Here is a 21,981-nt window from a genome sequence, read left to right on the forward strand (position 1 = left end):
CCCGCCCCGTCCGCCATATCGGGGCATGACTGAAGCCCTCCCCGACCTGCTGTCCGATCTGATCCAGTCCGCACTGAAGGCTGGCGCCGACGCCGCCGAGGCGGTCACCTCCGAGCGCCAGGCCCTGTCGGTCGGCGTGCGCAACGGCCAGCTCGAGGATGTCGAGCGTGAAGAGGCGCGCGACCTGGGCCTGCGCGTCTTCATCGGCCGCCGTCAGGCCTCCGTGTCCGCCTCGGATCTCTCGGACGCGACCCGCACGCGGCTGGTCGAACGCGCGGTCGCCATGGCCAGGCTCGCGCCGGAAGATCCCTATGCCGCCCTGGCCCCCGAGGACCGGCTGGCGCACGGCCCCTACCCCGACCTCGACCTCTACGATCCCGCCGAACGCTCGGCCGCCGAGCTCGAGGCCGCCGCCGCCGAGACCGAAGCCGCCGCCCTGGCGGTCGAAGGCGTCGCCAAGTCAGAGGGCGGTCACGCCTCGTGGTCGACCAGCGCCTGGCGGCACCTGACCTCGCACGGCTTCGAGGGCGTCTATCGCGGCAGCGGCTTCTCGCTGGGGGCCGGCGTCATCGCCGAAAAGGACGGCGCCATGGAGCGCGGCGGAGAATACCGCTCGTCCCGGCACCTGTCGGACCTGCCCGGCGCCGACGAGATCGGCGGCGAGGCCGGACGGCGCGCCGTGGCCCGCGTGGGACCGCGCAAGATCGCCTCGACGACCGCTCCCGTGATCTTCGAGAATCGCGTGGCGACCCAGGTGCTGTCGCCTCTGGTCGGCGCCATCTCCGGCCCATCGATCGCGCGCGGCGTGTCATTCCTGAAGGACCGGATGGGCCAGGCGGTATTGCCCGAAGGCGTCGATCTGATCGACGACCCGTTCCGGCCGCGCGGCATGGGCTCGACCCCGTTCGACGACGAAGGCGTGGCGGTCGAACGGCGCGCTCTGGTCCAGGATGGACGGCTGACCACCTGGCTGCTGAATTCGGCCGCCGCCGCCCAGCTGGGCCTGGCCTCGACCGGCCACGCCTCGCGCGGCCTCGCCGGTCCGCCCGGCGTTTCGACGCACAATCTGCATCTGGAGGCCGGCGAGCGCGATCTGGCGGCCCTAATGGGTGACGCCGGGACCGGTCTTCTGGTCACCTCCATGTTCGGGCCGTCGCTGAACCCCAACACCGGGGACTGGTCGGCCGGGGTGTCGGGCTTCTGGTTCGAGAACGGCGCAATCGCCTATCCTGTCAGCGAAGTCACGGTCGCCGGCAAACTGATCGACCTCTATGCCCGGCTGCAGCGCGGCTCCGATCTGGAGTTCCGCGGATCGTTCAACAGCCCGTCGCTTCTGTTCGACGCGGTGGCCATCGCGGGCAAATGACCGAGGCCGCCGCCGCGCAGGACTTGCTGGATCGCCGCGCCGACCTGGAGCTGATCCGCACCGCCGTGCTGACGGCCGGCGAAAGCGCCCTGACCGAGCGGGACGCGGGCCTGAAAGTCTGGTCCAAGAGCGGCGGCTCGCCCGTCACCAGCGCCGATCTGGCGGTCGATCAACTGCTGCGCGAGGCCCTGCTGAGCGCCCGCCCCGACTACGGCTGGCTGTCCGAAGAGACGGCCGACAGCGCCGATCGCCTTCAGGCCCGGCGCATCTTCGTCGTCGATCCGATCGACGGCACCGTGGCCTATATGAAGAACAAGCCGTGGTGGTGCATTCCGATCGCGGTCGTGGAGGACGGAAGGCCTGTCGCGGCGGTCATCCATGCGCCGGCTCTCAACGAGACCTTCGAAGCCGTGCTGGGCGACGGCGCGCGGCTGAACGGCCGGGCGATCACCGCCTCGGACACCGAGACGCTGGATGACGCCTCGGTCCTGGCTGACGCCCGGTTGATGGAGGGGCCGCACTGGCCCGAACCCTGGCCGGTCATGCGGCTTGAGAAGCGCAATGCCCTGGCCTACCGCATGGCCCTGGTCGCCGCCGGCGCGTTCGACGCCGCCATCGCGCTGTCGCCCAAATGGGACTGGGACGTCTGCGCCGGCGCCCTGATCGCCGAGGAGGCGGGAGCGCGCGTCAGCGACCACCACGGCCGACCCTGGCGCTTCAATCGCGCCGATCCGCGGCAGTCGAGCCTGGTCTGTTCGGCCCCCGCCCTGCACCCCCTGATCCTTAAACGCTGCGCCTCCATCCCGCTCGCTTCCCTCGATCCTGTGGCGCAACCGTAGCGCTTGGTTTAGGTTGTCGAGGCGTCGCGAAACAGGACGCATCGCCTTCCCTGCATCTGGAGACCATCTTGGAAACCTTGATCAAGACCGCAACCTCTCGGGGTCGCATGGCCGACGGCATTGACCCCGTCGATGTGGCCGTGGGCCAGAACGTGCGGGCGGCGCGAACTGGGGCTGGGCTTACCCAGAGCGAGCTGGGATCGGCGATCGGCGTGACCTTCCAGCAGATTCAGAAGTACGAACGCGGGGTGAACCGGATCTCGGCCTCGATGCTCGTGCGAATCGCCGCCGCTCTGGGCGTTCCGGTGATTTCACTCTTCCCGGGGGACGAAGACGTCGATCTGGAGATGACGCCGGGCGTTCGCGACCTCGCGGCGACCTATGCAAAACTTTCGCCCGCGAACCGCGCGGTGGTGGTGTCCGTTGCGAAAGCGCTTGCAGGCGCCAGGACGATTTAAGTTCGGGCTGTCGTCTAAGGCTGGGCTCCCCTCTTGCCTGTGCACCAACGCCCCATTGAAGACGAAGCCGCCAGAGGCGAAGCTTATGCTGCGGGATCCCGCCCCGCCCAGGCGGCGGTTTCCAGACGTGCCTGAAGGAGCCCACATGCTGCCGCTTTCGCCTCGCCAACGCGACTGCATCGAAATGGCGGCCCGAGGTCTGACGGACAAGGAAATCGCCGCGCAGCTCGACATGTCGCCGCGCACGGTGGGCGCGCACCTCAGCGAGGCCTACGCCCGCCTCGGGGTTTCGAACCGCCGGGACGCCATGCGCGCCCTCGGTATCGATTACGTAGGGCAAACGCTCCCGATGGCGGAGCCGCCCGCATCCGTCCCTCCTGACCTGGCGTCGGCGGACACGGTCGACGGCGGGCCCAGGGTCTGGAAAGCGGTCTTCGCCGCGCTTCCGGAGCCGCCTGGCCGGCGGATGCGGCTGATGCTGATCCTGCTGGTCGCGATCGGGGTCGCCGTCCTCCTCGCCGGGATTGTGCTGATCATGGCCACCGCGATGGAGCGGGCCGGTCTGTTGGCGCCCGGCAACGCCCTCTGACGCCTGTGTCAACTTCAGGGGCGACCTTCGCAATGAAGAACTATCATACCGGCGTGCGGGTGGCGCGCTGTCTGCATCAGGCCGAACATTCGCTCGACCAGGCGATCCTTGACGCCAACGCCCTGGTCCAGGCGATGATTGAGGCGAGGCGCGCCGAGAAACTGGCGGCCGAAGTCGGGCAACAGGCTCTGGCCGATGCCGTCTCGGGTTTGGCCGCCTTGGCCGCGGCGCGGGGCGACATGGTGTCCAGTCACTCGGCCCTGGCCCGCGTGGCTGCCCACGAACAGATCGGCTGGCGCATGGACGGGCCGCTCGAGAAGAAGCTGGAGCCAACCGGATTTCTCAATCAGGTCGAATTCCGAAGGGCCGGCTGACCACGTGCTGAGTTCGGTCCAGCATCTTCTCTTTCTCGTGACGGCGCTCACCTGGGTCGCCCTGGCTTGGAAGGGGCGTGAGCCCGAACGCCTGGCCGTGCTGGTCCTTGCAGCCCTTACGTTCGGGGCGCCCTTGGTCGGCGATTACGGCTGGGCGGCCCGGACCGGACTTTCCGCCGCCGGCTTCTTCGCCCTGACGGCGCTGGCGCTCTGGAAATCTCGATGGTGGCTGATCCTGGCCGCCGGCGTCCAGCTGGTCACCATGCTGACGCACGTGGCCTGGGCCGCGTTCGAGTTCGAGCGGCTCTGGCCCGCCGTCACTTTGCGCCTGCTCCTGTGGGCAATCATCATCGTCCTGGCCATGGCTGGCGTCGCCGAAGCGCGATGGGCCAGATACGCCAGGCGCTAAGGCGCGCGAGCGCCGCGAGGCAGACATGAACCCTTACGCCGCCGCGATCGTCTGGAGATCGCTTATCCAGGCTGAACACCTTACCGCTCAACAGGAAGACGACCTCGACGAAGCCGAATGCGTCATCCTCTCACGCCAACCCGAGACCCTCGACGACATGGTCGATCAGCTCGCCGTTCTGGCCGCACAGGGCGGCGACCGGCGCAGCGACGGGCTGGATGTCGAGGCCCTGGAAAGGCTGCTGGCCTTCGCTGAGATGCTGCGCCGCTCGAGCAGCGTCTCGGCCGAGGCGGCCCGCGGCGCCTGAAGGCCGGCCGACGCCCCTCCCTCTCCCGCCTTCGATCTGCTAGCCGCTAGGCGAAGCCCGTCGACTTAAGGAGTAGCCGTCATGGCCCGTCGCACGCTTGTCGTCACCGGAGGCCTGGGCGTTCTCGGCGCCTGCGTCGCTCGGCGCGCCGCCGCCGAGGACTGGCGTGTGTTCAGCCTGGATCAGCAGGACGTCGATCTCACCGACGCGGAGGCGACGCACCGGGTCATGGGCGAACTCGCCGCCCAAGCCGGCGGCGTCGACGCACTGGTCAATGCGGCGGGCGGCTTTGTCTGGTCGCCTGTCGCTGACGCCGATCCGAGCGTCTGGGCGCGCATGACGGCCGTGAATCTGACGACTGCGGTCAACGCCTGTCGCGCCGCCCTGCCCTATCTGGCTAATTCGTCGGCGGGGCGCATCGTCAACGTCGGGGCGGCCGGGGCGCTGGACGCACAGACCGGCATGGCACCCTACGCCGCTTCCAAGGCCGGTGTCCATCGTCTGACAGAATCGCTGGCTCGGGAGTGGAAGGGCCGGGTGACGGTGAACGCCGTCCTGCCGTCGATCATCGACACGCCGCAGAATCGCGCAGACATGCCCGACGCCGACTTTTCAGCCTGGGTAAGCCCCGACGAACTTGCGACGGTCATTCTGTTCCTCGCGTCCGAATCGGCTGGAGGCGTCACCGGCGCGCTTCTCCCGGTCATGGGGCGGGTTTGATCCCTCAGGCCGCGTCCCGGCGGGCCATGGCCACCAGCCGGCTCGCCGCCGCCCTCAATTCCGCTTCAGCTCGCGCCGCCCGCAGGGTGAAGCGCAGCTGATAACTGAGCAGCCGCCAGTTCAGAGGTTTGGTCACAAAGGCCGTCGCACCGGCGCGAAAGGCGCGATCGATCGCCTCGACATCCTCGCGGCCGGTCTCCACCACCACCGGTAGGTTGCGAAGCTGGGGATCAGCGCGGATGGCGGCCAGCAGTTCGAACCCGTCCATGCGCGGCATTTCGAGATCGGTCAGGACAAGGTCGTAGCGCTGGGCCGCCAGCATCTCCAGGGCGTCGACCCCATCGGCGGCGACATCCACACTGGCGACAGCGGAGGCCAGATTCACCCGTGCGAATTCGCGCAGGATCGGGTCGTCATCGACGAACAGGAGCCGAGCCTCCTCGTCCAGGACGTAGAAAAAGTCACTCATGTCACTCGTCCCGGAGGCGAACCGCCCCCACGCTGATCCCCCGACCAGGCCGGCAGCTTAAGCCTCGGGTCATTAACGTGCCGTATCGTCGGCGACGTAACAGACCTGGATGTCTCGTGTCGCGATTTCGCCCGCCTCCGCCCGGTTCAATTGGCCGTCGGCTGATCCTGCTGGTTCTGGCCGCGCTGACGGCGTCGTTCGTGGTGACGATGCTGATATCCACCTGGATGGACCTGAACCGCCAAGCCGCGCTCGAGACGGGCCGGCTGACGCAGACCGCAAGAGTCATCGCATCCCTGTCCGTGGAAGCCGTTGTCGAGAATGATCGCGGGCGAGCGTTCCAGGCCGTCCGCTCGATCGCGCAGATGCCCGGCGTAAGTTACGCCCGGGTCGACGATGCAGGCGGGGCGATGGTGGCCGAAACGGGCTCAGGAGCGCGACTGGTGACGGACGCGAGCGCGTCGGGCGGCGGGGATCCCTCGCTCTGGTCGCTGCTGAACACCGGATCGCTTGAGGCCCGAGCCCCCATTTTGGCCCAGGATCAGACCGTCGGCTCGGTCACCGTCTTCGGTCAGACGCCCGAACTGAGGCATCGCCTTCTTTCAACGCTCTGGGCCACCCTGGCCGGGGCCCTGGCCGCCCTGCTCGCCGGCCTGTTCGTTGCGACCCGCATGGGCAGACGGATCGCCCGTCCGATAACGGCGCTGGCCGAACTGATACGAGGTGTGGACAAGAGCGGCGACTACTCCACGGCGGTCGACATTGAGGCCGAAGGAGAGGTTGCAGAGTTGGTGTCGGGCTTTGACACGCTCCTGCAAGGCATTCGAGAGCGGGATGCGCGGATCGCCGCGCACGTGGAGACCCTGGAGGCCCAGGTCGCGGATCGAACTGCGGAGCTCGTCGTCGCCCGCGACGCCGCCGAACAGGCCAACGCCGCCAAGTCCGACTTCCTGGCCGTGATGAGCCACGAAATACGAACCCCGCTCAACGGCATTCTTGCGCTAAGCGATCTTCTTGCCGCCTCCGACCTGCCGCGACGCCAGCAGCGCCACGCCGACGTCATCGCCAAGTCCGGCCGATCTCTGCTGCACGTCATCAACGACATCCTGGACTTCTCAAAGGTCGAAGCGGGCAAGATGGATCTGGAGTCCATCCCCATGGACCTCGCGGAGATCGCCGAAGATGTCGCCAGCCTCTTCTCCGAAAAGGCGCAGGCCAAGGGCCTAGACCTGGCCGTGTTCGTCGATCCGAGGCTGCCGGCCGTGCTGGGCGATCCGACGCGGCTTCGGCAGGTCCTGAGCAACCTCGCCAACAACGCCATCAAATTCACCGACACCGGCGGCGTGCTCATCGCCGCCTACCGCGACCCCCGCGCGGCCGGGCGCATCATGCTGGCGGTGCGCGACACCGGTCCGGGGATTCCCCAGGACAGGCTCGACACCCTCTTCGAAGCCTTCACCCAAGTCGATCAGACGACCACGCGAAAGCACGGCGGCACCGGCCTCGGCCTGGCCATCTGCGATCGTCTGGTGAAGGCGATGGGCGGCGAGTGGCGACTGAACAGCGCAATAGGGCGAGGCTCGAACTTCGGCTTCTCCATACCTTTGAGCGCCGCTCAGGATGCGCCGGCCATGCCGCGTTTCCGACCCGACTGGCGGGTCGCCGTTCGTATTGGCGGCCAGACCGGCAAGGCGCTGAACCTATACCTCCAGGCGCTCGGCGTGACCGCTGTGGATGACGAGGCCGACGCTCGCTTCGTGGAGACCGCGGCCGGTGCGGACTTGCGCGCCACGGTCGTCGTCAGGGACACTGAGGCGGCGGCGGAAGCGACCCGGCTGGATCACCCGGGCGCGTGCGTTCTCTCTCGCCCGCTGAGAGGCCAGGACGTCGTCCTGCTCCTCAACCAGATGCATGACGGTCAGTCGCCGGCGCTGGACGAGGCCCCATCGCGCCAATCAGACGATCCCGTGTTCCCCGGTCTGCGGGTTCTGGTGGTCGACGACTCCGAGGTGAACCGCGAGGTGGCCTGCGAAGCCCTGGCTCAGCTTCAGGTCGAGACCTTCACCGCCGCTGATGGGGCCGACGCGGTCGAGCGGCTGGGCCTGGAGACTTTCGATCTGGTGCTTATGGACGGGTCCATGCCGATCTTGGACGGGTTCGAGGCCACGCGCCGGATCCGCATCGACGAAGCCGCGTCCGGCCGCGCGCGCGCCATCATCGTCGCTCTGACGGCGCATGTGGTGGGCGCGGGCGCCCAGGCGTGGCGCGACTGCGGCATGGACGACGTGGTCCACAAGCCGTTCACGCTTGATGACCTGCGCCGCGTGCTCGCGCGGTTTCACCCCGAACGCGCAACGGCGCCTCAGGACCGCGCAGCTCCCGCAGGGTCCCCTGCGACTTCGGGCGCAACCGTGCCGGCATCGGGAGTCGATCCGGCCCTTTTCGATCCGGTCGTTCGCCGCGATCTGCTCGCCATGGCCGAGGGCGGCAGAGCCGACTTCGTCGATCGCGTCCACGCCCTGTATCTCGAGAACGCCCCGCTGCGTCTGGCCGAAGCCGTGGCCGCCGCTGCAAGGGGCGACGGCGCTGAAGTGGCGCGCGCGGCTCACGCGCTGAAGTCCATGAGCCTGAGCCTTGGCGCCCGCGCAGTCGCCGCCGAAGCCATGGAGGTCGAGTCCAAGGCGCGCGACGCATCGGCGCCGTCGCTCTCGGCGCTGGAGGCTGCGGTCGGGGCGACGATAGCCGCATTGGCTGCGGATCGCACGTCCTCCATCAGCATGGCCGATCAACTGGACGCCGCCCTGCGCCAGGGCGCCTTGCATGTGGTCTACCAGCCGATTTTCGAGCGGACCGGCGTGTTCTCTGGCAAGGTCGAAGCTCTCGTCCGCTGGACCGAGGCGGACGGGACACGTCGGTTCCCCGACGAGTTCATTCCGAAGCTGGAGGCCGAAGGCGCCGTTGCGCGCTTGACCGATTTCGTCCTGGAGCGGGCCATGACCGAGACCAGGGACCGTCCCGACCTGCGGGTTTCCGTGAACGCCTCGGCCTCCGAGTTCCAAGAGGCCGGTTTCGCGCGACGCGTCTCGGACCTGGCCCGCAGGCTGGCCTTCCCCGCCTCGCGTCTCGAGGTCGAAGTGACCGAAACGGCGATGCTCGACATCAGCCGCGCGCGGACTTCTGTGGAGGCCCTGCGCTCAGCCGGTTTCGGCGTGGCCCTGGACGATTTCGGGGCCGGCTACACGAGCCTGCACGCCCTCCGAGAGCTCAAGTTCACGACCCTCAAGATCGATCGGAGTTTCGTAGAGCGCTGCTGCATGGACACTGCGTCCGCCGCCATCATTCACGCCGTCGTCGGCGTCGGACGAGCCTTGGGCATGAAGGTGGTTTGCGAAGGCGTGGAGACCGGCGAACAGGCGGACTTCCTTCGCGTGGCGGGGGCCCACTATCTGCAGGGCTACCACTTCCAGAAGCCGGTTTCGCTGCGCGAACTGCCTGCACCGGCCCAGGCGGCCTAAAAAAAAGCCCGGCGCAGCAGCGCCGGGTGGCAGTGGTTCGGTGATGGTGGGTGTCCTCGGCCAAGGCTCGAAGACAGTCCTGTCTTTCAGCCAGTTTGGTTAACCGCGCCTTAAGATCGATCCGGCAGCCAGACCGCCTGTCGTCCCCCTCCTGGCGGCGACCACCGGACAATCCAACCATCTCCCGACCGTTCAACGCCAGGAGCGTCGCCGGCCATGAGGGGAACTCGGTACGCCCGCTTGTCCACCCGCACCTCGCGAGCGGTCGTTGCGCCCAATGACCAGCGGCCTTCTGCGTCGGACGGCAGCATGGTCGGCGCAGCGCCGTCCAGCGACACAGCCGCCTGCCCTCCTGGTTGGACTCGACCAGACAGAACCATCAGCCGACCATCCCAATCAACCGCGTCCAGTTCTCCCCTGACCTCGTCCAGCCGACGGGTGGCGTCACCCACCCTCAGCAGAGCCGTCGTCCCGGAAGACAGAATGACGAGCCTGTCCGGCGAAATCGCCCGCGCCTGCCCATGCTGCACCTCCGGCGTGAGAATCAGGTCGCCTTCGCCGGCATTCAGGCGAATGTCGAACCGCCCGGATGGGGCGGCGGTCGCCGCGAACGCCTGTCCTTCGCCGCCGCGCAGCACGACGCGGGCGCCCGGTCCTGTCACGCCGCTGACTGAGAGTCCCGAGGGGGTGCGAGCGACCTGCTCGACGGCCGGCGGCTGTAGCCAGGCGTCGCCCTGCCCGGTCTCGACGAGCCTCTCTTGGCTGGGCTCGGGGGAACACCCGCACAGCACGGCCGCCGCCAACACCGGACATAGACGTTTGATCATCGCGTGCGACCCTCTATGCCGTCCGACACGCTCAGATAACGCGCGCGCAGGCCTTTGTCTGCCGCCCTGGAGATCCCATGCCGCTGTCCCCTGTCCCGATCCAACCGTTCGATGGTCCGTCCGTCTGCCTGTTCTGCGGCGCCTCAGAAGCGGTGCGCTCCGACTATCACCAGGCCGCGGCCGATTTCGGCGCAGGCGTGGCGCAAGCGGGCTGGCGACTGGTCTATGGCGGTGGCGGCGTGGGCCTGATGGGGTCGGCCGCGCGGGGTGCTCACCACGCGGGCGGCCGGGTCGTGGGCATCATGCCGGCCTTCCTGCGCAGCCGCGAGCGGCTGTTCGACGAGGTCGAGACCGTGGTCGTGACCTCCATGCACGAGCGCAAACAGCTGATGTACGATCAGTCCGACGTCTTCGTGGTCGCGCCCGGCGGCGTCGGCACGCTGGAAGAAGTGGTCGAGCTGCTGTCGTGGAAGCGGCTGGACCTGCACGCCAAGCCGGTGATCTTCCTCAACATCGACGGCTTCTGGGACGGCTTCTTCGCCCTCATGCGTCACAGCGTCGCGGAAGGCATGACGCCGGCCGCCTTCCTGGACGCCTGGATCGTTCGCGACGATGTCGATGGCGTGCTGGAGGCTTTGTCAGAGATGCGCGATACGGCCGCACTTGCGACATGATCAGCGATAAGTAACCATTGGTCAGTCTCGTCCGTGCGTTTTCATTCGAAACGCGCCTTGACAGTTTTCTTGGAAAACGGACATTGACGCGGTGGGGCCCTGTCGCGCCCCGGTTCTTTGTCGGAGACGCCTTATGCGCGCCCTTCTCGTCGCCGCCGCCCTGTTCGCGGCCGCTCCCGCCTTTGCTCAAGCCCCGGCCAGCAGCGCCACCCTGGCGGACGCCGCCAAGGCTCCGGCTGGCCGCACCATCATCGACGGCGCCACCTGGCGCTGCGAAGGCTCGGCCTGCACCGCGACCGGCGGTTCCAACCAGCCCGCGCCGCGCGCCTGCCGCCGCGTCGCCCAGCGTCTGGGCGCGGTCACCGCCTTCACCTACAAGGGCGTGGCCCTGACGGAAGCCGAACTGGCCGCCTGCAACGCCTAAAGGGCCGGGCCGCCTAGCGCGCCCGGACATTCGCCAGTCTCCCCGGCGAAAGCCGGGGTCCAGAGCATCAGGCGTCGACTTCGGACGTTTCGATTGCAGTTCTGGGCCCCGGCCTTCGCCGGGGAGACGGCAATTTGGGCCTCAGCCCGCCTCGCCGCGCAGCCGCTTCTGAATCGCCTCGCGGCCGATCAGGGGCGTGATCGCCGCCATGTCGGGGCCATGCGCCTGTCCCGTCAGCGCCAGCCGCAGCGGCATGAACAGGGCCTTGCCCTTTGCGCCCGTCTCGGCCTTGACCGCCTGGGTCCAGACGCTCCACGCCTGATCGTCCAGCGTCTCGGGCAGCAGACGCAGCGCCGTCTCGGCGAAGGCGACGTCTTCGATGACCGGCGCGACCGGGCCGCGCACGATGGCGGCCATCTGCTCGACCTCGCCGAACCTGCCCAGGTTCGGCTTGACCGCATTCCAGAACGCCTCGCCCAGATCGCAGCCCAACGCCTGCAACCGCGGTTGAGCCTCGGCATAGCTGAGGGCGTGCAGCGCCTGGGCGTTCAGACGGTCCAAGTCGGCCGTGTCATAGCGCGCCGGCGACCGGCCCATCTTGGAGAAGGCGAAGCCCTGGCCCAGCGCCTCGATCGAGGTCGCGACCTCCAGCGGGTCCGAGGTGCCGATCCGCCCCAGGTGGCTGGTGATGGCGATGGCCTCATAGCCCTGGTCGCGCATGTCGGCGATCGACAGCGAGCCCAGGCGCTTGGACAGCGCCTGGCCGTCGGCGCCGACCAGCAGCGGCATATGCGCAAAGCCCGGCAGAACGCCCGCCCAGCCCGCGGCGATCAGGGCCTCGAATATCTCGATCTGCGCGCCGGTGTTGGTGACGTGGTCCTCGCCCCGGATCACGTGGGTGATCGCCATGTCCAGATCGTCGACGACCGACGGCAGGGTGTAGAGGAACAGCCCGTCCTCGCGGATCAGGACGGGGTCGGACATCGAGGCCGTATCGACCTCGGCGTGGCCGCGCGACAGGTCTTCCCAGGCGACCCGCCGGCCGTCCAGCTTGAAGCGCCAGTGCGGCTTGCGGCCCTCGGCCTCGAACGCGGCCTTCTGCTCATCCGTCAGGCTGAGGCCCGCGCGGTCGTAGATCGGCGGCAGGCCGCGCGACAGCTGCACCTTGCGGCGGCGATCCAGCTCTTCGGAGGTGTCGTAGCAGGCATACAGACGCCCGGCCGCCTTCAGCGCCTCGGCCGCGGCCTCGTAGCGATCGAAACGCTTGGACTGGTTGTGGCGCTCGTCCCAGACCAGACCCAGCCAGGTCAGATCATCCTCGATCCCCTGCTCGAACTCGGGCGTGGAGCGGGCCAGGTCGGTGTCGTCGATGCGCAGCACGAACTGACCGCCCTGCCCCTTGGCGAACATCCAGTTCACGAGGGCGGTGCGCACATTGCCGACGTGCAGCCGGCCCGTGGGCGACGGGGCGAAACGAACCTTGACGGTCATGGGATCGGAAACCTTGGAATACGAGGCGGCTAGGTCGCGCCCCCGTCCCGCCAAGTCAAGCGATGCGGGTCTGCGTCAGCATCGGACGCACCGCTTCAGACGGCGGCTGACGCCCTGCCCGGCCATGCTGTAAGCACCACCCATGGCGAGAGACGGTGCGATCTATGTCTGCCAGTCCTGCGGGGCTGTGCACGGGAAATGGTCCGGGCAATGCGGGGCCTGCGGACAGTGGAACTCCATTGTCGAGGAGAGCCGCTCGGCCCCGCCCGGCGCGCTGAAACCGGCGGCGGTCAGCCGAACGCGCGGCGTGCAGTTCGAGACACTGCAGTCGGACACGCCCGAGCCGCCGCGCATCCTGACCGGCGTGACCGAGTTCGACCGGGTCTGCGGCGGGGGCGTGGTCCCCGGTTCGGCCCTGCTGCTGGGCGGCGATCCCGGCGTGGGCAAGTCCACTCTGTTGCTCGAGGTCACCGCCAAGGCGGCCCTGCGCGGGGCCAAGGTGGCCTACATCTCGGGCGAGGAGGCCATCGAGCAGATCCGCGCCCGCGCCAAACGCATGGGTCTGGAGGCCGCGCCGGTGAACCTGGCCTCGGCCACGGCGCTTCGCGAGATCATCGCTACGCTGAGGCGTGAGACGTTCGACATCGTCATCATCGACTCCATCCAGACCCTGTGGTCCGACGCCCATGAGGCCGGTCCCGGCTCGGTGACCCAGGTGCGCGCCTGCGCCGGCGAGCTGGTGCGGCTGGCCAAGTCGCAGGGCGTCGCCGTCGTCCTGGTCGGCCATGTCACCAAGGACGGACAGATCGCCGGCCCGCGGGTGGTCGAACACATGGTCGACGCCGTGCTCAGCTTCGAAGGCGAGCGCGGCTATCCCTTCCGCATCCTGCGCGCCGGCAAGAACCGCTTTGGCGCGACCGACGAGATCGGCGTGTTCGAAATGGGCGACGCGGGCCTGCGCGAGGTCGCCAATCCTTCGGCCCTGTTCCTGGGCGAAGGCAAGGACCGCGCGCCGGGGGCCGCCGTCTTCGCCGGCATCGAGGGCTCGCGTCCGGTGCTGGTCGAAATCCAGGCCCTGGTCTCCAAGTCCGCCTACGGCACGCCGCGCCGGGCCGTCATTGGCTGGGACACGGGGCGGCTGAACATGGTGCTGGCCGTGCTGGAGGCGCGTTGCGGCTTCGGCTTTGGCGACCAGGACGTCTATCTGAACGTGGCGGGCGGCCTGCGGATCAGCGAACCGGCGGCCGATCTGGCGGCTGCGGCGGCCCTGATCAGTTCGGCGGTGGATCTGCCCCTGCCCCAGGGCTGCGTCGCCTTCGGCGAGATCAGCCTGTCGGGAGAGGTCCGCGCCGTCGGCCGCGCCGAGGCCCGTCTGCGCGAGGCGCAGAAGCTGGGCTTCGACCAGGCCCTGACGCCGCCCCTGACCGTCAAGGCGCCGGGCGTCAGCCTGACCTCGATGACGCGGCTGACGGAAGTCGTCGAACGAATCTCGCAGAACCGCTACGACTGACGCCGTGACCGGATACGACCTCTTCGTCGCCATCGTGCTGATCGCCTCGGTCGCGGCCGGAGCGGTGCGCGGCGGCGTGCGCGAACTGGTCAGCCTGCTGAGCGCCATCGTGGCCGCCTTCGTCGCCCTGATCGCCCTGCCCGTCACGGCCCCGGTCATGCGCGGCCTGATCGATCCCGACTGGATCGGCTCGGTCGTGGCGGTGATCGTCGGCTTCTTTCTCGTCTATTTCCTGCTGCGTCTGGTCGGCTCGGCCCTGTCCAAGGGCGCCAAGGCGCACGGCGCGCTGGGCGCGATCGACCGGCTGTTCGGCGTCGTCATCGGCGCGACGCGGGGCCTGCTGCTGATCGGCGCGGTGCACCTGACGGTGGCGGCCGGCCTGCCCGGCGACCGGTCTCCGCGCTGGCTGGACGAGGCGTTCTCCTATGGTCTCAGCGTCCGCGCCGCCCACGCCATCCAGTGGATCCTGCCGGGCCTCGGCCGGGGCGTCGACGCCGTCACCCCCCTGGTCGACGGATCGATCCGACGCGGCTTTTCCGACGATCCGGACTTGCCCCGGCCCTAATCCAGGAATACCTCGCCCTCGCGCCCCCAAAACCGGTCAATCGGAGCCCGACGATGGACCACATGATCGCCGAACCCGTTGTTCATCGCGCCCACGCGCGCGATCCCGAAGATGACGCCCTGCGTCTGGAATGCGGCGTGTGCGGCGTCTGGGGCGCCGACGGCGACGAGGGTTCCTCCATCGTGGCGCTGGGCCTGCACGCCTTGCAGCATCGCGGTCAGGAAGCCTGCGGCATCGCCAGCGTCCGCGAAGCGCGCTTCCACACCGAACGACACATGGGCCTGGTCGGCGAGGCCTTCGGCGGTGCGGACCTGTCGCAGCGCATGCCCGGCCCGGCGGCCGTGGGCCACACCCGATACTCCACCGCCGGCGGCAGCTTCCTGCGCAACATCCAGCCCATGTTCGCCGACCTGGACCAGGGCGGCATCGCCATCGCTCACAACGGCAACCTGACCAACTTCCACTTTCTGCGGCGTCAGCTGGTCGGCGAAGGCGCGATCTTCCAGTCGACCTCGGACTCCGAGGTCATCCTTCACCTGATCGCCCGCAGCCGTAAGGCCAAGATCGTCGACCGCTTCATCGACGCCCTGGGCCGGATCGAGGGCGGTTACGCCCTGGTCGCCCAGACCCGCAGCAAGATGATCGGCGCGCGCGACCCGCTGGGCATCCGCCCGCTGGTGCTGGGCAAGGTCGGCGAGGCCTGGGTGCTGGCGTCCGAGACCTGCGCTCTGGACATGATCGGCGCCGACTTCGTGCGCGACGTCGAGCATGGCGAAGTCGTCGTGATCGACGACCAGGGCCTGCGCTCGCTCAAGCCCTTCACCACCGGCCCCGCCCGCCCCTGCCTGTTCGAATACGTCTACTTCTCGCGCCCCGATTCCATCGTGAACGGCCGGTCCGTCTATGAGGTGCGCAAGGAGATGGGCCGGATGCTGGCCCGCGAGCACGCGGTCGAGGCCGATATCGTGGTGCCCGTGCCGGATTCCGGCGTCCCCGCCGCCCTCGGATACGCCCAGGAAAGCGGCATCCCGTTCGAGATGGGCATCATCCGCAGCCACTATCTGGGCCGCACCTTCATCCAGCCCAGCCAGGGCGCGCGTCAGAAGGGCGTTCGCATGAAGCACAGCCCCAACAAGGCCGCGCTGGCCGGCAAGCGGGTCGTGCTGATCGACGATTCCATCGTGCGCGGCACCACATCGCTGAAGCTGGTTCGCGCCGTGCGCGCCGCCGGCGCGGCCGAGGTCCACCTGCGTTCCGCCAGCCCTCAGATCCTCTATCCCGACTTCTACGGCATCGACATGCCCGAGCGCAGCCAACTGATGGCCGCCAACATGACGCTGGAGGAGATGACCCGCGAGCTCGAGGTGGATTCGCTAGGCTTTATCTCCATCGACGGCCTGTACCGCGCCGTGGGCCAGGAGGCGCGCAACCCGACGCAGCCGCAGTTCACCGACCACTATTTCACGGGCGACTATCCCACCCGCCTGCTGGACCGTGAGATCGAGGAAGGCGGCCGCGACATGGACGCCCGGCAGCTGTCGCTGCTGGTGACCGCCTAAACCCAACCCGTCGTCACGGTCGGTCTCCGACATTCTTCGACCTTGGCGCCCCAACGAAGCTCCAAGGTCGCATTTGCCGGCTTGACTCACCGGGGGCGTCGAGCGCCATATAGAACAAATGGAGAACACACGATCCAATGTCCTGCAGTCTGTAGGACTGGGCCGCCCCGGCGCGCCCCGGGCCATTGCCCCAGATGCCCGGCGGCAGGCCTTCTGGTCTCTCCTCGACCACCCCGGGGTCCATGAATTCTACGCTGAGGGCAGCGCCGACGCTGTCAGCGTCAACGGCTTCGGCCTTGGGGTCATTCTGTCGATTTCAAACGGCCAGGAAATGGTCTGGGCCATTCATGACCGCAGCGAATGCGAGATCGGCCGCCTTCATGGCCTAGGGGTGCGCCATATGGGCGTCGCGCCCCAGGATTTGCTGCTGGTCCGCACGCGCGATGTCCGCGCCCTGCTCGGCGTCGCAGAAGACGCGCTCAGGACAAGGGGCGTCCACACGGTCTTGCTCAGCACATGGGGAGAGGATCGGGCCTTCAGTCTGACCGCCAGTCGGCGGTTGTCACTGGCTGCCCGCAACGGGGGCAAGCGGCTGTTTCTGGTGCGGGCGGGGGCCGCACCGCAGCCCAGCGCAGCGGAAAGCCGGTGGTCGGTGCGATCCGCGGCCTCGACCCCGATGGAGGGCGGCGCTCCGGGTCGTCCCGCCTTTTGCGCGACCCTGCTGCGGAATCGAGCCGGCGCGCGCCTTGAAACCTGGATGATGGAGTGGGACCGTGAAGGACGGTCGTTCGTCGAGCCGCCGACGTTACTTGGCCGTGTGGCTCCCTTGGCTGCCCACCGACCGGCTGAAACGCCCTGGGTCCGCCGCCGCGCCTGACGACGCAGCGGGCGGGCCAGTCGTCCTAGCGGAAAAGGTCAAGGGGGCTCTGCGCCTCAGCGCCGTCGACCCCGAAGCCGCTCGGCAGGGCCTGAGCCCCGGCCTGACCTTGGCTGATGCACGGGCGCGGCTGCCTGTGCTGAACGTGGTCACGGCGCGGCCCGAGGCGGACGAGGCTCTGATGGCCTGGGTGCTGGAGGATTTCGATCGCTTTTCTCCCGTGATCGCGCTGGATCCGCGATATGGCCTGATGCTCGACGTGACCGGCTGCGCCCATCTGTTCGGCGGCGAGGCTGGATTGATCCAAGCTGTCGGGACGCGCTTGAAACGCCTGGGGCTGCACAGCCGGCTCGCCCTCGCCTCGACGCCCCAGGCGGCGCGAGCTCTCAGCCGTTTCGGCCCCGGCGGCGTTTTCGGGCCAGAGGCAGGGCGTGCGGCCGTCCGCCGTCTCTCCGTCTCGGCTCTTGAACTTGAAGAACGCGAGGAGCAGGCCCTGCGCCGTGCAGGGCTGAAACGGCTGGGCGATCTGGACGACCGTCCCCGCGCGCCCCTGGCGGCCCGGTTCGGCTCGGATTTTCCATCTCGGCTGGCGCGCGTCTTGGGCGACGAGGACATCCGCATTACCCCGCATCGGCCCGCTCCGCCCATTGTGGTCGACCGCATCTTCTTCGAACCCATCTCGACGGACGAAGATATCCAGCGAGTCCTTTGTGACCTGCTGGAAGAGATCATGGCGCGGCTGGAATCGGCGACCCTTGGCGCGCGGGCCTTCGAGGCGGCCTTCTATCGCGTGGACGGCGGGGTGCGGCGGATCGGGCTCAGGGTCGGACGCGCGACCCGAGACGCCGCCTCTGTGTTGCGCCTGTTCCGCGAGCGGATGGCGGCGCTGGACACGCCGCTGGATTCCGGATTCGGCTTCGACCAGATGCGGATGGCCGCGCTGGCCGTCGAGCGTCTGACTCCGGTTCAGGCGGATCTGGAGGGAGACGCCGATGCGACCGGCGATCTGAGCGTCCTGATCGACCGCCTGGCCGCCCGGCTGGGGCCGGAGGCCGTGGTGCGGTTCCAGCCCCAGGGCTCCCATATCCCCGAACGCGGCGCACGCTGGATCACGGCTGGAGCCGTCCCTTGCCCGTCCGACGATTGGCCCGATCAGCATCCCGACGATCCGCCACTTCGTCCGCTGCATCTGTTCAATCCGCCCCAGCCGGTCGAGACCCTGGCCGAGGCGCCGGACGGCCACCCTTTTCGTTTCCGCTGGCGGCGCGTGGTGCACAATGTCGCCCTTGCGGAGGGGCCCGAGCGGATCGCCGGGGAATGGTGGCGGGCGCCCGGCCAGCGCACCCGTGACTATTACCGCGTCGAGGACACGGACGGCCGGCGCTTCTGGCTGTTCCGTCAGGGGCTGTACGGCGCCGACGAACCGCCGCGGTGGTTCATCCACGGCCTGTTCGCATGATCGAACCCGATCCCTTGGGCGACTACGCCGAACTGGCGGTCAGCAGCCACTTCTCCTTCCTGCGCGGCGCGTCTTCGCCCAAGCATCTCGTGGCCAGCGCGATCCTGCGGGGGCACGCGGGCATGGGCTTGGCGGACCGCAACACCGTGGCCGGCGTGGTCAGGGCGTGGAGCGCGCTGAAGGTTCTCCGCAGGGACGGCCTGTTGCCGCCAGACCTGCGGCGAGAGGGTTCTGGCCCTGGCGAGGTGGTGGTTGAAGAAGATCACACCATCGATCCCGCCCTGTCCGAGGAGGTCAAGCGCCGCGCCCAGACCTTCAAACTGATCCTGGGCGCGCGTCTGGTCTTCAATGACGGGACGCCGGACATTCTGGCCTATCCCGAGACCCGAACCGGCTGGGGCCGGCTGACGCGCCTGCTGACGCTGGGCAATCGCCGCGCCCGGAAGGGCGAATGCGAGATCGGCCTGGGCGACCTTCTGGCGGCGCCGGAGGATCTGCTGCTGATCGTGATGCCGCCGGATCACCTGGCCGGGTTCGAAACCCTGCTGTCTCGTGTGGCCCAAGGCGCGCCCGGCGCGGTCTGGCTGGGCGCCGCCATGCTGAGACGCGGCGACGATCGCCGCCGGCTTGCGCGGCTGAAGACCATGGCTCAGCGCGCGGGCGTCCCGCTGCTGGCCGTCAACGACGTGCTGTACCACGACCCGGCCCAGCGCGATCTTCAGGACGTTCTGACCTGCATTCGCGAGGGGGTGACCATTGAGGCCGCAGGTCGGCGTCTGCTGGCCAACGCCGAGCGCCACCCAAAACCAGTGGCCGAGATGAAGCGCTTGTTCCAGTCGGCGCCCGAAGCCGTGACCGAAACCCTGGACGTTCTGGCGCGCGTGGCCTTCGATCTCACACATCTGGCCTATCAGTATCCCGAGGAGCCTATTCCTCCGGGATGGAAGCCGCAGGCCTGGCTGGAGCATCTGACCTGGCGTCACGCAGAGGAGAAGTATTCCGGCGACATCCCAACTCGGTTGGCGGATTTGTTGAGAAAGGAGTTGGCCTTCATCGCCCGCAAGGCGATCGCCCCCTATTTCCTGACCATCTACGACATCGTTCGGGTCGCGCGTGACAAGCGCATCCTGTGCCAGGGGCGCGGTTCGGCCGCCAATTCGGCCGTGTGCTACATTCTGGGCATCACCTCGGTGGATCCGGCCGAGAGCGAGCTGTTGTTCGAGCGTTTCCTGTCGGAGGACCGCGATGAGCCGCCCGACATCGACGTCGACTTCGAGCATGAGCGGCGCGAGGAGATCATCCAGCACATCTACGAGCGCTATGGCCGCCACCGCGCCGGCATCGCCTCGACCGTCATTCACTTCCGCCCGCGCAGCGCCATCCGCGAGGTCGGCAAGGCGCTGGGCCTGACCGAGGATGTGACGGCTCGCCTGGCCGGCAGTCACTGGGGCCACTGGGGATCCGAAATCGCCGAACGCCACGTCGAGCAGGCGGGGCTGGACGCGACCAATCCCATGATTGCCCGGGCCGTGGCCATGGGGTCGCGTTTGTTGAACTTCCCCCGTCACCTGTCCCAGCATGTCGGCGGTTTCGTCCTGACCCAGGACCGGCTTGACGAGATGGTGCCCATCCACAACGCGGCCATGCCCGACCGCACCTTCATCGAATGGGACAAGGACGACATCGACGAACTGCGCCTGATGAAGGTCGATATCCTGGCGCTGGGCATGCTGACCTGCATCCGGAAGGCTTTCGATCTGATGCAGGCGCATCAGGGCGTAGAGCAGGACCTGCCGGGCATCCCGCAGGACGATCCCGAGGTCTACGACATGCTGTGCCGGGGCCAGTCGATCGGCGTCTTCCAGGTCGAGAGCCGGGCCCAGATCAACATGCTGCCTCGTCTGAAGCCGCGCCGGTTGTACGACCTGGTGATCCAGGTGGCCATCGTGCGTCCGGGTCCGATCCAGGGGGACATGGTCCACCCCTATCTTCGCCGCCGCAACGGCCAGGAAAAGGTCGACCTGTCCGGTCCCTCGCCCGAACGCGGCCCGCCCGATGAGCTGAAGCGCGTGCTGCACAAGACCCTGGGCGTGCCCCTGTTCCAGGAGCAGGCCATGCGCGTCGCCATGGTGGCGGCCGAGTTCACCGACGCCGAGGCCAATGGTCTGCGCAAGGCCATGGGCACCTTCAGGGGCGACGGGACGCTGCACACCTATGAGAACCGGATGGTCGGGCGGATGATCGCCCGCGGCTACGATCCCGCCTTCGCGCAGCGCTGCTTCGACCAGATCAAGGGCTTCGGCTCCTACGGCTTTCCCGAGAGCCACGCGGCGTCATTCGCGCAGCTGGTCTATGTGTCGTCCTGGATCAAGCGGCATCACCCCGCCGCCTTCGCCTGCGCCCTGTTGAACAGCCAGCCCATGGGCTTCTACGCGCCAGCTCAGATCGTGCGTGAGGCGCATGAGATCGGAGGGGTTCAGATCCGACCCATCGACGTGGCGTACAGCGGCTGGGACAACGGATTGGAGCCGACGGGGGGCGAGCCGGCGCTTCGTCTGGGTCTGCGTCAGATCGACGGCTTCAGAGAGGCCTGGGCGACGGCGCTTGTCGCGGCGCGGGCCGAGGCGCCGTTCGCTGATCTCGAAAGTCTGGCCTGGCGTGCGTGCCTGCCGGCGGCGGCGATGCGCAAGCTGGCGGACGCTGACGCCTTCCGTTCTGTGGGCCTGGACCGGCGCGAGGCGCTGTGGGCGGTGCGTCGCCTGCCCGAGGACGACCCCCTGCCGCTGTTCGCCGCCGCCGAGGCCCGCGAGCGAGGCGCCCGCGAACTGGGCGCAGAGCCCGACGCCCGCCTGCCGGTCATGCCGCTGGGCGAACATGTCGCGGCCGATTATCAGACCACGCGCCTGTCGCTGAAGGCCCACCCCATGCACATCCTGCGGCCGATCTTCGACGCGGAGGGGGTTTCCACCTGTCAGGCCGCCGAGGCGCGCCGTGGAGGAACCGTCGTGCGCGTGGCCGGGGTGGTGCTGATCCGCCAGCGGCCAGGCAAGGGCAACGCCATCTTCGTCACCCTGGAAGACGAGACGGGCGTCACCAATGTCGTCCTGTGGGCGCGGGTCTTCGAGTCGTTCCGCCGCGAGGTGATGGGCGCGCGGTTGATGTTGGTCGAAGGCGTGGTCGAAAAGAGCGTGGAGGGCGTGGTTCACATCATGGTTCGCCGGGTCTTCGATCGTTCCGCCGAACTGTCGCGGCTGTCGCAAGATCACATCGCCGAAATCCAGCTGTCGCGCGCCGACGAATCCTACGGTCCCCACGGCTCCTTCCGGCCCGGCGGGCGTCATCCCCGCGACGTCCGCATCCTGCCCGGCTCACGGGATTTTCACTGAACCGATGGCGACCCCGGCAGGACTCCAACCTGCGACCTCGGCTTTAGGAAAGCCTTGCTCTATGCAGCTGAGCTACGGGGCCGTCGGGGCTGACTAGCGGTTTGGGCAGCGCGCGGAAAGCCCCTTAGCCGGCTGCGTTTGCGCCTTGTGGTTAAGGCGCGTT

The 21,981-nt window shown here is 68.4% G+C and carries 20 protein-coding genes and 1 tRNA gene; 17 read left to right on the forward strand and 4 right to left on the reverse strand.

Translation table 11 applies throughout. The annotated features are described in order from the left end of the window. The first annotated feature begins 25 nt into the window (after window positions 1-25). The 8 genes from E4M01_RS09780 (at window position 26) to E4M01_RS09815 (ending at window position 5,062) form a co-directional block, all read left to right on the forward strand. Entirely contained in the window at window positions 26-1,366 is a 1,341-nt protein-coding gene (locus tag E4M01_RS09780; protein WP_135062989.1) for a TldD/PmbA family protein, read from the forward strand. Next, the gene (locus E4M01_RS09785; RefSeq protein ID WP_135062987.1) at window positions 1,363-2,205 is read left to right on the forward strand and encodes a 3'(2'),5'-bisphosphate nucleotidase CysQ; all 843 of its coding nucleotides are present in this window, start codon (window positions 1,363-1,365) and stop codon (window positions 2,203-2,205) included. Before E4M01_RS09780 ends, E4M01_RS09785 begins: the two co-directional genes overlap by 4 nt. Before the next feature lie 68 nt (window positions 2,206-2,273). Then, window positions 2,274-2,663, forward strand: coding sequence for a helix-turn-helix domain-containing protein (locus E4M01_RS09790; RefSeq protein WP_371682894.1), 390 nt, complete (start codon window positions 2,274-2,276; stop codon window positions 2,661-2,663). A gap of 145 nt (window positions 2,664-2,808) precedes the next feature. After that, window positions 2,809-3,252: a helix-turn-helix transcriptional regulator gene (locus E4M01_RS09795; protein ID WP_167765339.1), complete on the forward strand. Its 444-nt coding sequence runs from the start codon at window positions 2,809-2,811 to the stop codon at window positions 3,250-3,252. Window positions 3,253-3,284: 32 nt separating this feature from the next. After that, complete coding sequence (locus E4M01_RS09800) at window positions 3,285-3,626, forward strand: hypothetical protein (protein ID WP_135062983.1); 342 nt, start codon at window positions 3,285-3,287, stop codon at window positions 3,624-3,626. 4 nt (window positions 3,627-3,630) lie between these two features. Beyond that, the gene (locus tag E4M01_RS09805) at window positions 3,631-4,035 is read left to right on the forward strand and encodes a hypothetical protein (protein WP_135062981.1); all 405 of its coding nucleotides are present in this window, start codon (window positions 3,631-3,633) and stop codon (window positions 4,033-4,035) included. A gap of 25 nt (window positions 4,036-4,060) precedes the next feature. Next, window positions 4,061-4,342, forward strand: a complete 282-nt coding sequence (locus tag E4M01_RS09810) for a hypothetical protein (RefSeq protein WP_135062979.1) — start codon at window positions 4,061-4,063, stop codon at window positions 4,340-4,342. An 81-nt stretch (window positions 4,343-4,423) separates the two neighbouring features. Then, window positions 4,424-5,062: an SDR family NAD(P)-dependent oxidoreductase gene (locus E4M01_RS09815; RefSeq protein WP_135062977.1), complete on the forward strand. Its 639-nt coding sequence runs from the start codon at window positions 4,424-4,426 to the stop codon at window positions 5,060-5,062. Window positions 5,063-5,066: 4 nt separating this feature from the next. Here E4M01_RS09815 and E4M01_RS09820 read toward each other — a convergent pair whose 3' ends face one another. Beyond that, entirely contained in the window at window positions 5,067-5,531 is a 465-nt protein-coding gene (locus tag E4M01_RS09820) for a PleD family two-component system response regulator (RefSeq protein WP_135062975.1), read from the reverse strand. A 116-nt stretch (window positions 5,532-5,647) separates the two neighbouring features. Here E4M01_RS09820 and E4M01_RS09825 point away from each other — a divergent pair, with 116 nt between their 5' ends. Beyond that, window positions 5,648-9,046, forward strand: coding sequence for an EAL domain-containing protein (locus E4M01_RS09825; protein WP_135062973.1), 3,399 nt, complete (start codon window positions 5,648-5,650; stop codon window positions 9,044-9,046). Between the two features lie 110 nt (window positions 9,047-9,156). On the opposite strand, the gene E4M01_RS09830 is transcribed toward E4M01_RS09825, so the two are convergent. After that, window positions 9,157-9,873 (reverse strand): hypothetical protein, encoded by a 717-nt coding sequence (locus tag E4M01_RS09830; RefSeq protein ID WP_135062971.1) that lies wholly within the window; start codon window positions 9,871-9,873, stop codon window positions 9,157-9,159. A 77-nt stretch (window positions 9,874-9,950) separates the two neighbouring features. Between E4M01_RS09830 and E4M01_RS09835 the strand changes: the two genes are divergently transcribed. After that, window positions 9,951-10,547, forward strand: coding sequence for a TIGR00730 family Rossman fold protein (locus tag E4M01_RS09835; RefSeq protein ID WP_135062969.1), 597 nt, complete (start codon window positions 9,951-9,953; stop codon window positions 10,545-10,547). A gap of 133 nt (window positions 10,548-10,680) precedes the next feature. Continuing rightward, entirely contained in the window at window positions 10,681-10,971 is a 291-nt protein-coding gene (locus tag E4M01_RS09840) for a hypothetical protein (protein ID WP_135062967.1), read from the forward strand. 141 nt (window positions 10,972-11,112) lie between these two features. Here E4M01_RS09840 and gltX read toward each other — a convergent pair whose 3' ends face one another. Beyond that, window positions 11,113-12,462: a glutamate--tRNA ligase gene (gene gltX, locus E4M01_RS09845; protein WP_135062965.1), complete on the reverse strand. Its 1,350-nt coding sequence runs from the start codon at window positions 12,460-12,462 to the stop codon at window positions 11,113-11,115. A 142-nt stretch (window positions 12,463-12,604) separates the two neighbouring features. Here gltX and radA point away from each other — a divergent pair, with 142 nt between their 5' ends. The 6 genes from radA to E4M01_RS09875 all read left to right on the forward strand — a co-directional run bounded on the left by radA (window position 12,605) and on the right by E4M01_RS09875 (window position 21,818). Then, window positions 12,605-13,972: a DNA repair protein RadA gene (radA, locus tag E4M01_RS09850; protein WP_135062963.1), complete on the forward strand. Its 1,368-nt coding sequence runs from the start codon at window positions 12,605-12,607 to the stop codon at window positions 13,970-13,972. A gap of 4 nt (window positions 13,973-13,976) precedes the next feature. Beyond that, the gene (locus E4M01_RS09855; protein ID WP_135062961.1) at window positions 13,977-14,537 is read left to right on the forward strand and encodes a CvpA family protein; all 561 of its coding nucleotides are present in this window, start codon (window positions 13,977-13,979) and stop codon (window positions 14,535-14,537) included. 53 nt (window positions 14,538-14,590) lie between these two features. Further along, complete coding sequence (gene purF / locus E4M01_RS09860; protein ID WP_135062959.1) at window positions 14,591-16,096, forward strand: amidophosphoribosyltransferase; 1,506 nt, start codon at window positions 14,591-14,593, stop codon at window positions 16,094-16,096. A 118-nt stretch (window positions 16,097-16,214) separates the two neighbouring features. Next, the gene (locus E4M01_RS09865; protein WP_135062957.1) at window positions 16,215-16,973 is read left to right on the forward strand and encodes an ImuA family protein; all 759 of its coding nucleotides are present in this window, start codon (window positions 16,215-16,217) and stop codon (window positions 16,971-16,973) included. Beyond that, on the forward strand, window positions 16,912-18,432 hold the full coding sequence (locus E4M01_RS09870) for a DNA polymerase Y family protein (RefSeq protein ID WP_245158245.1): 1,521 nt from the start codon (window positions 16,912-16,914) through the stop codon (window positions 18,430-18,432). Before E4M01_RS09865 ends, E4M01_RS09870 begins: the two co-directional genes overlap by 62 nt. Then, window positions 18,429-21,818 carry an error-prone DNA polymerase gene (locus E4M01_RS09875; RefSeq protein WP_135062955.1) on the forward strand — a complete coding sequence of 1,130 codons (3,390 nt, stop codon included), beginning with the start codon at window positions 18,429-18,431 and terminating at the stop codon, window positions 21,816-21,818. Before E4M01_RS09870 ends, E4M01_RS09875 begins: the two co-directional genes overlap by 4 nt. Window positions 21,819-21,823: 5 nt before the next feature. Here E4M01_RS09875 and E4M01_RS09880 read toward each other — a convergent pair. Beyond that, a tRNA-Arg gene (locus tag E4M01_RS09880) sits at window positions 21,824-21,900 on the reverse strand. Window positions 21,901-21,981: the final 81 nt, after the last annotated feature.

The organism is Brevundimonas sp. MF30-B (assembly GCF_004683885.1).
Classification (GTDB): Bacteria; Pseudomonadota; Alphaproteobacteria; order Caulobacterales; family Caulobacteraceae; genus Brevundimonas.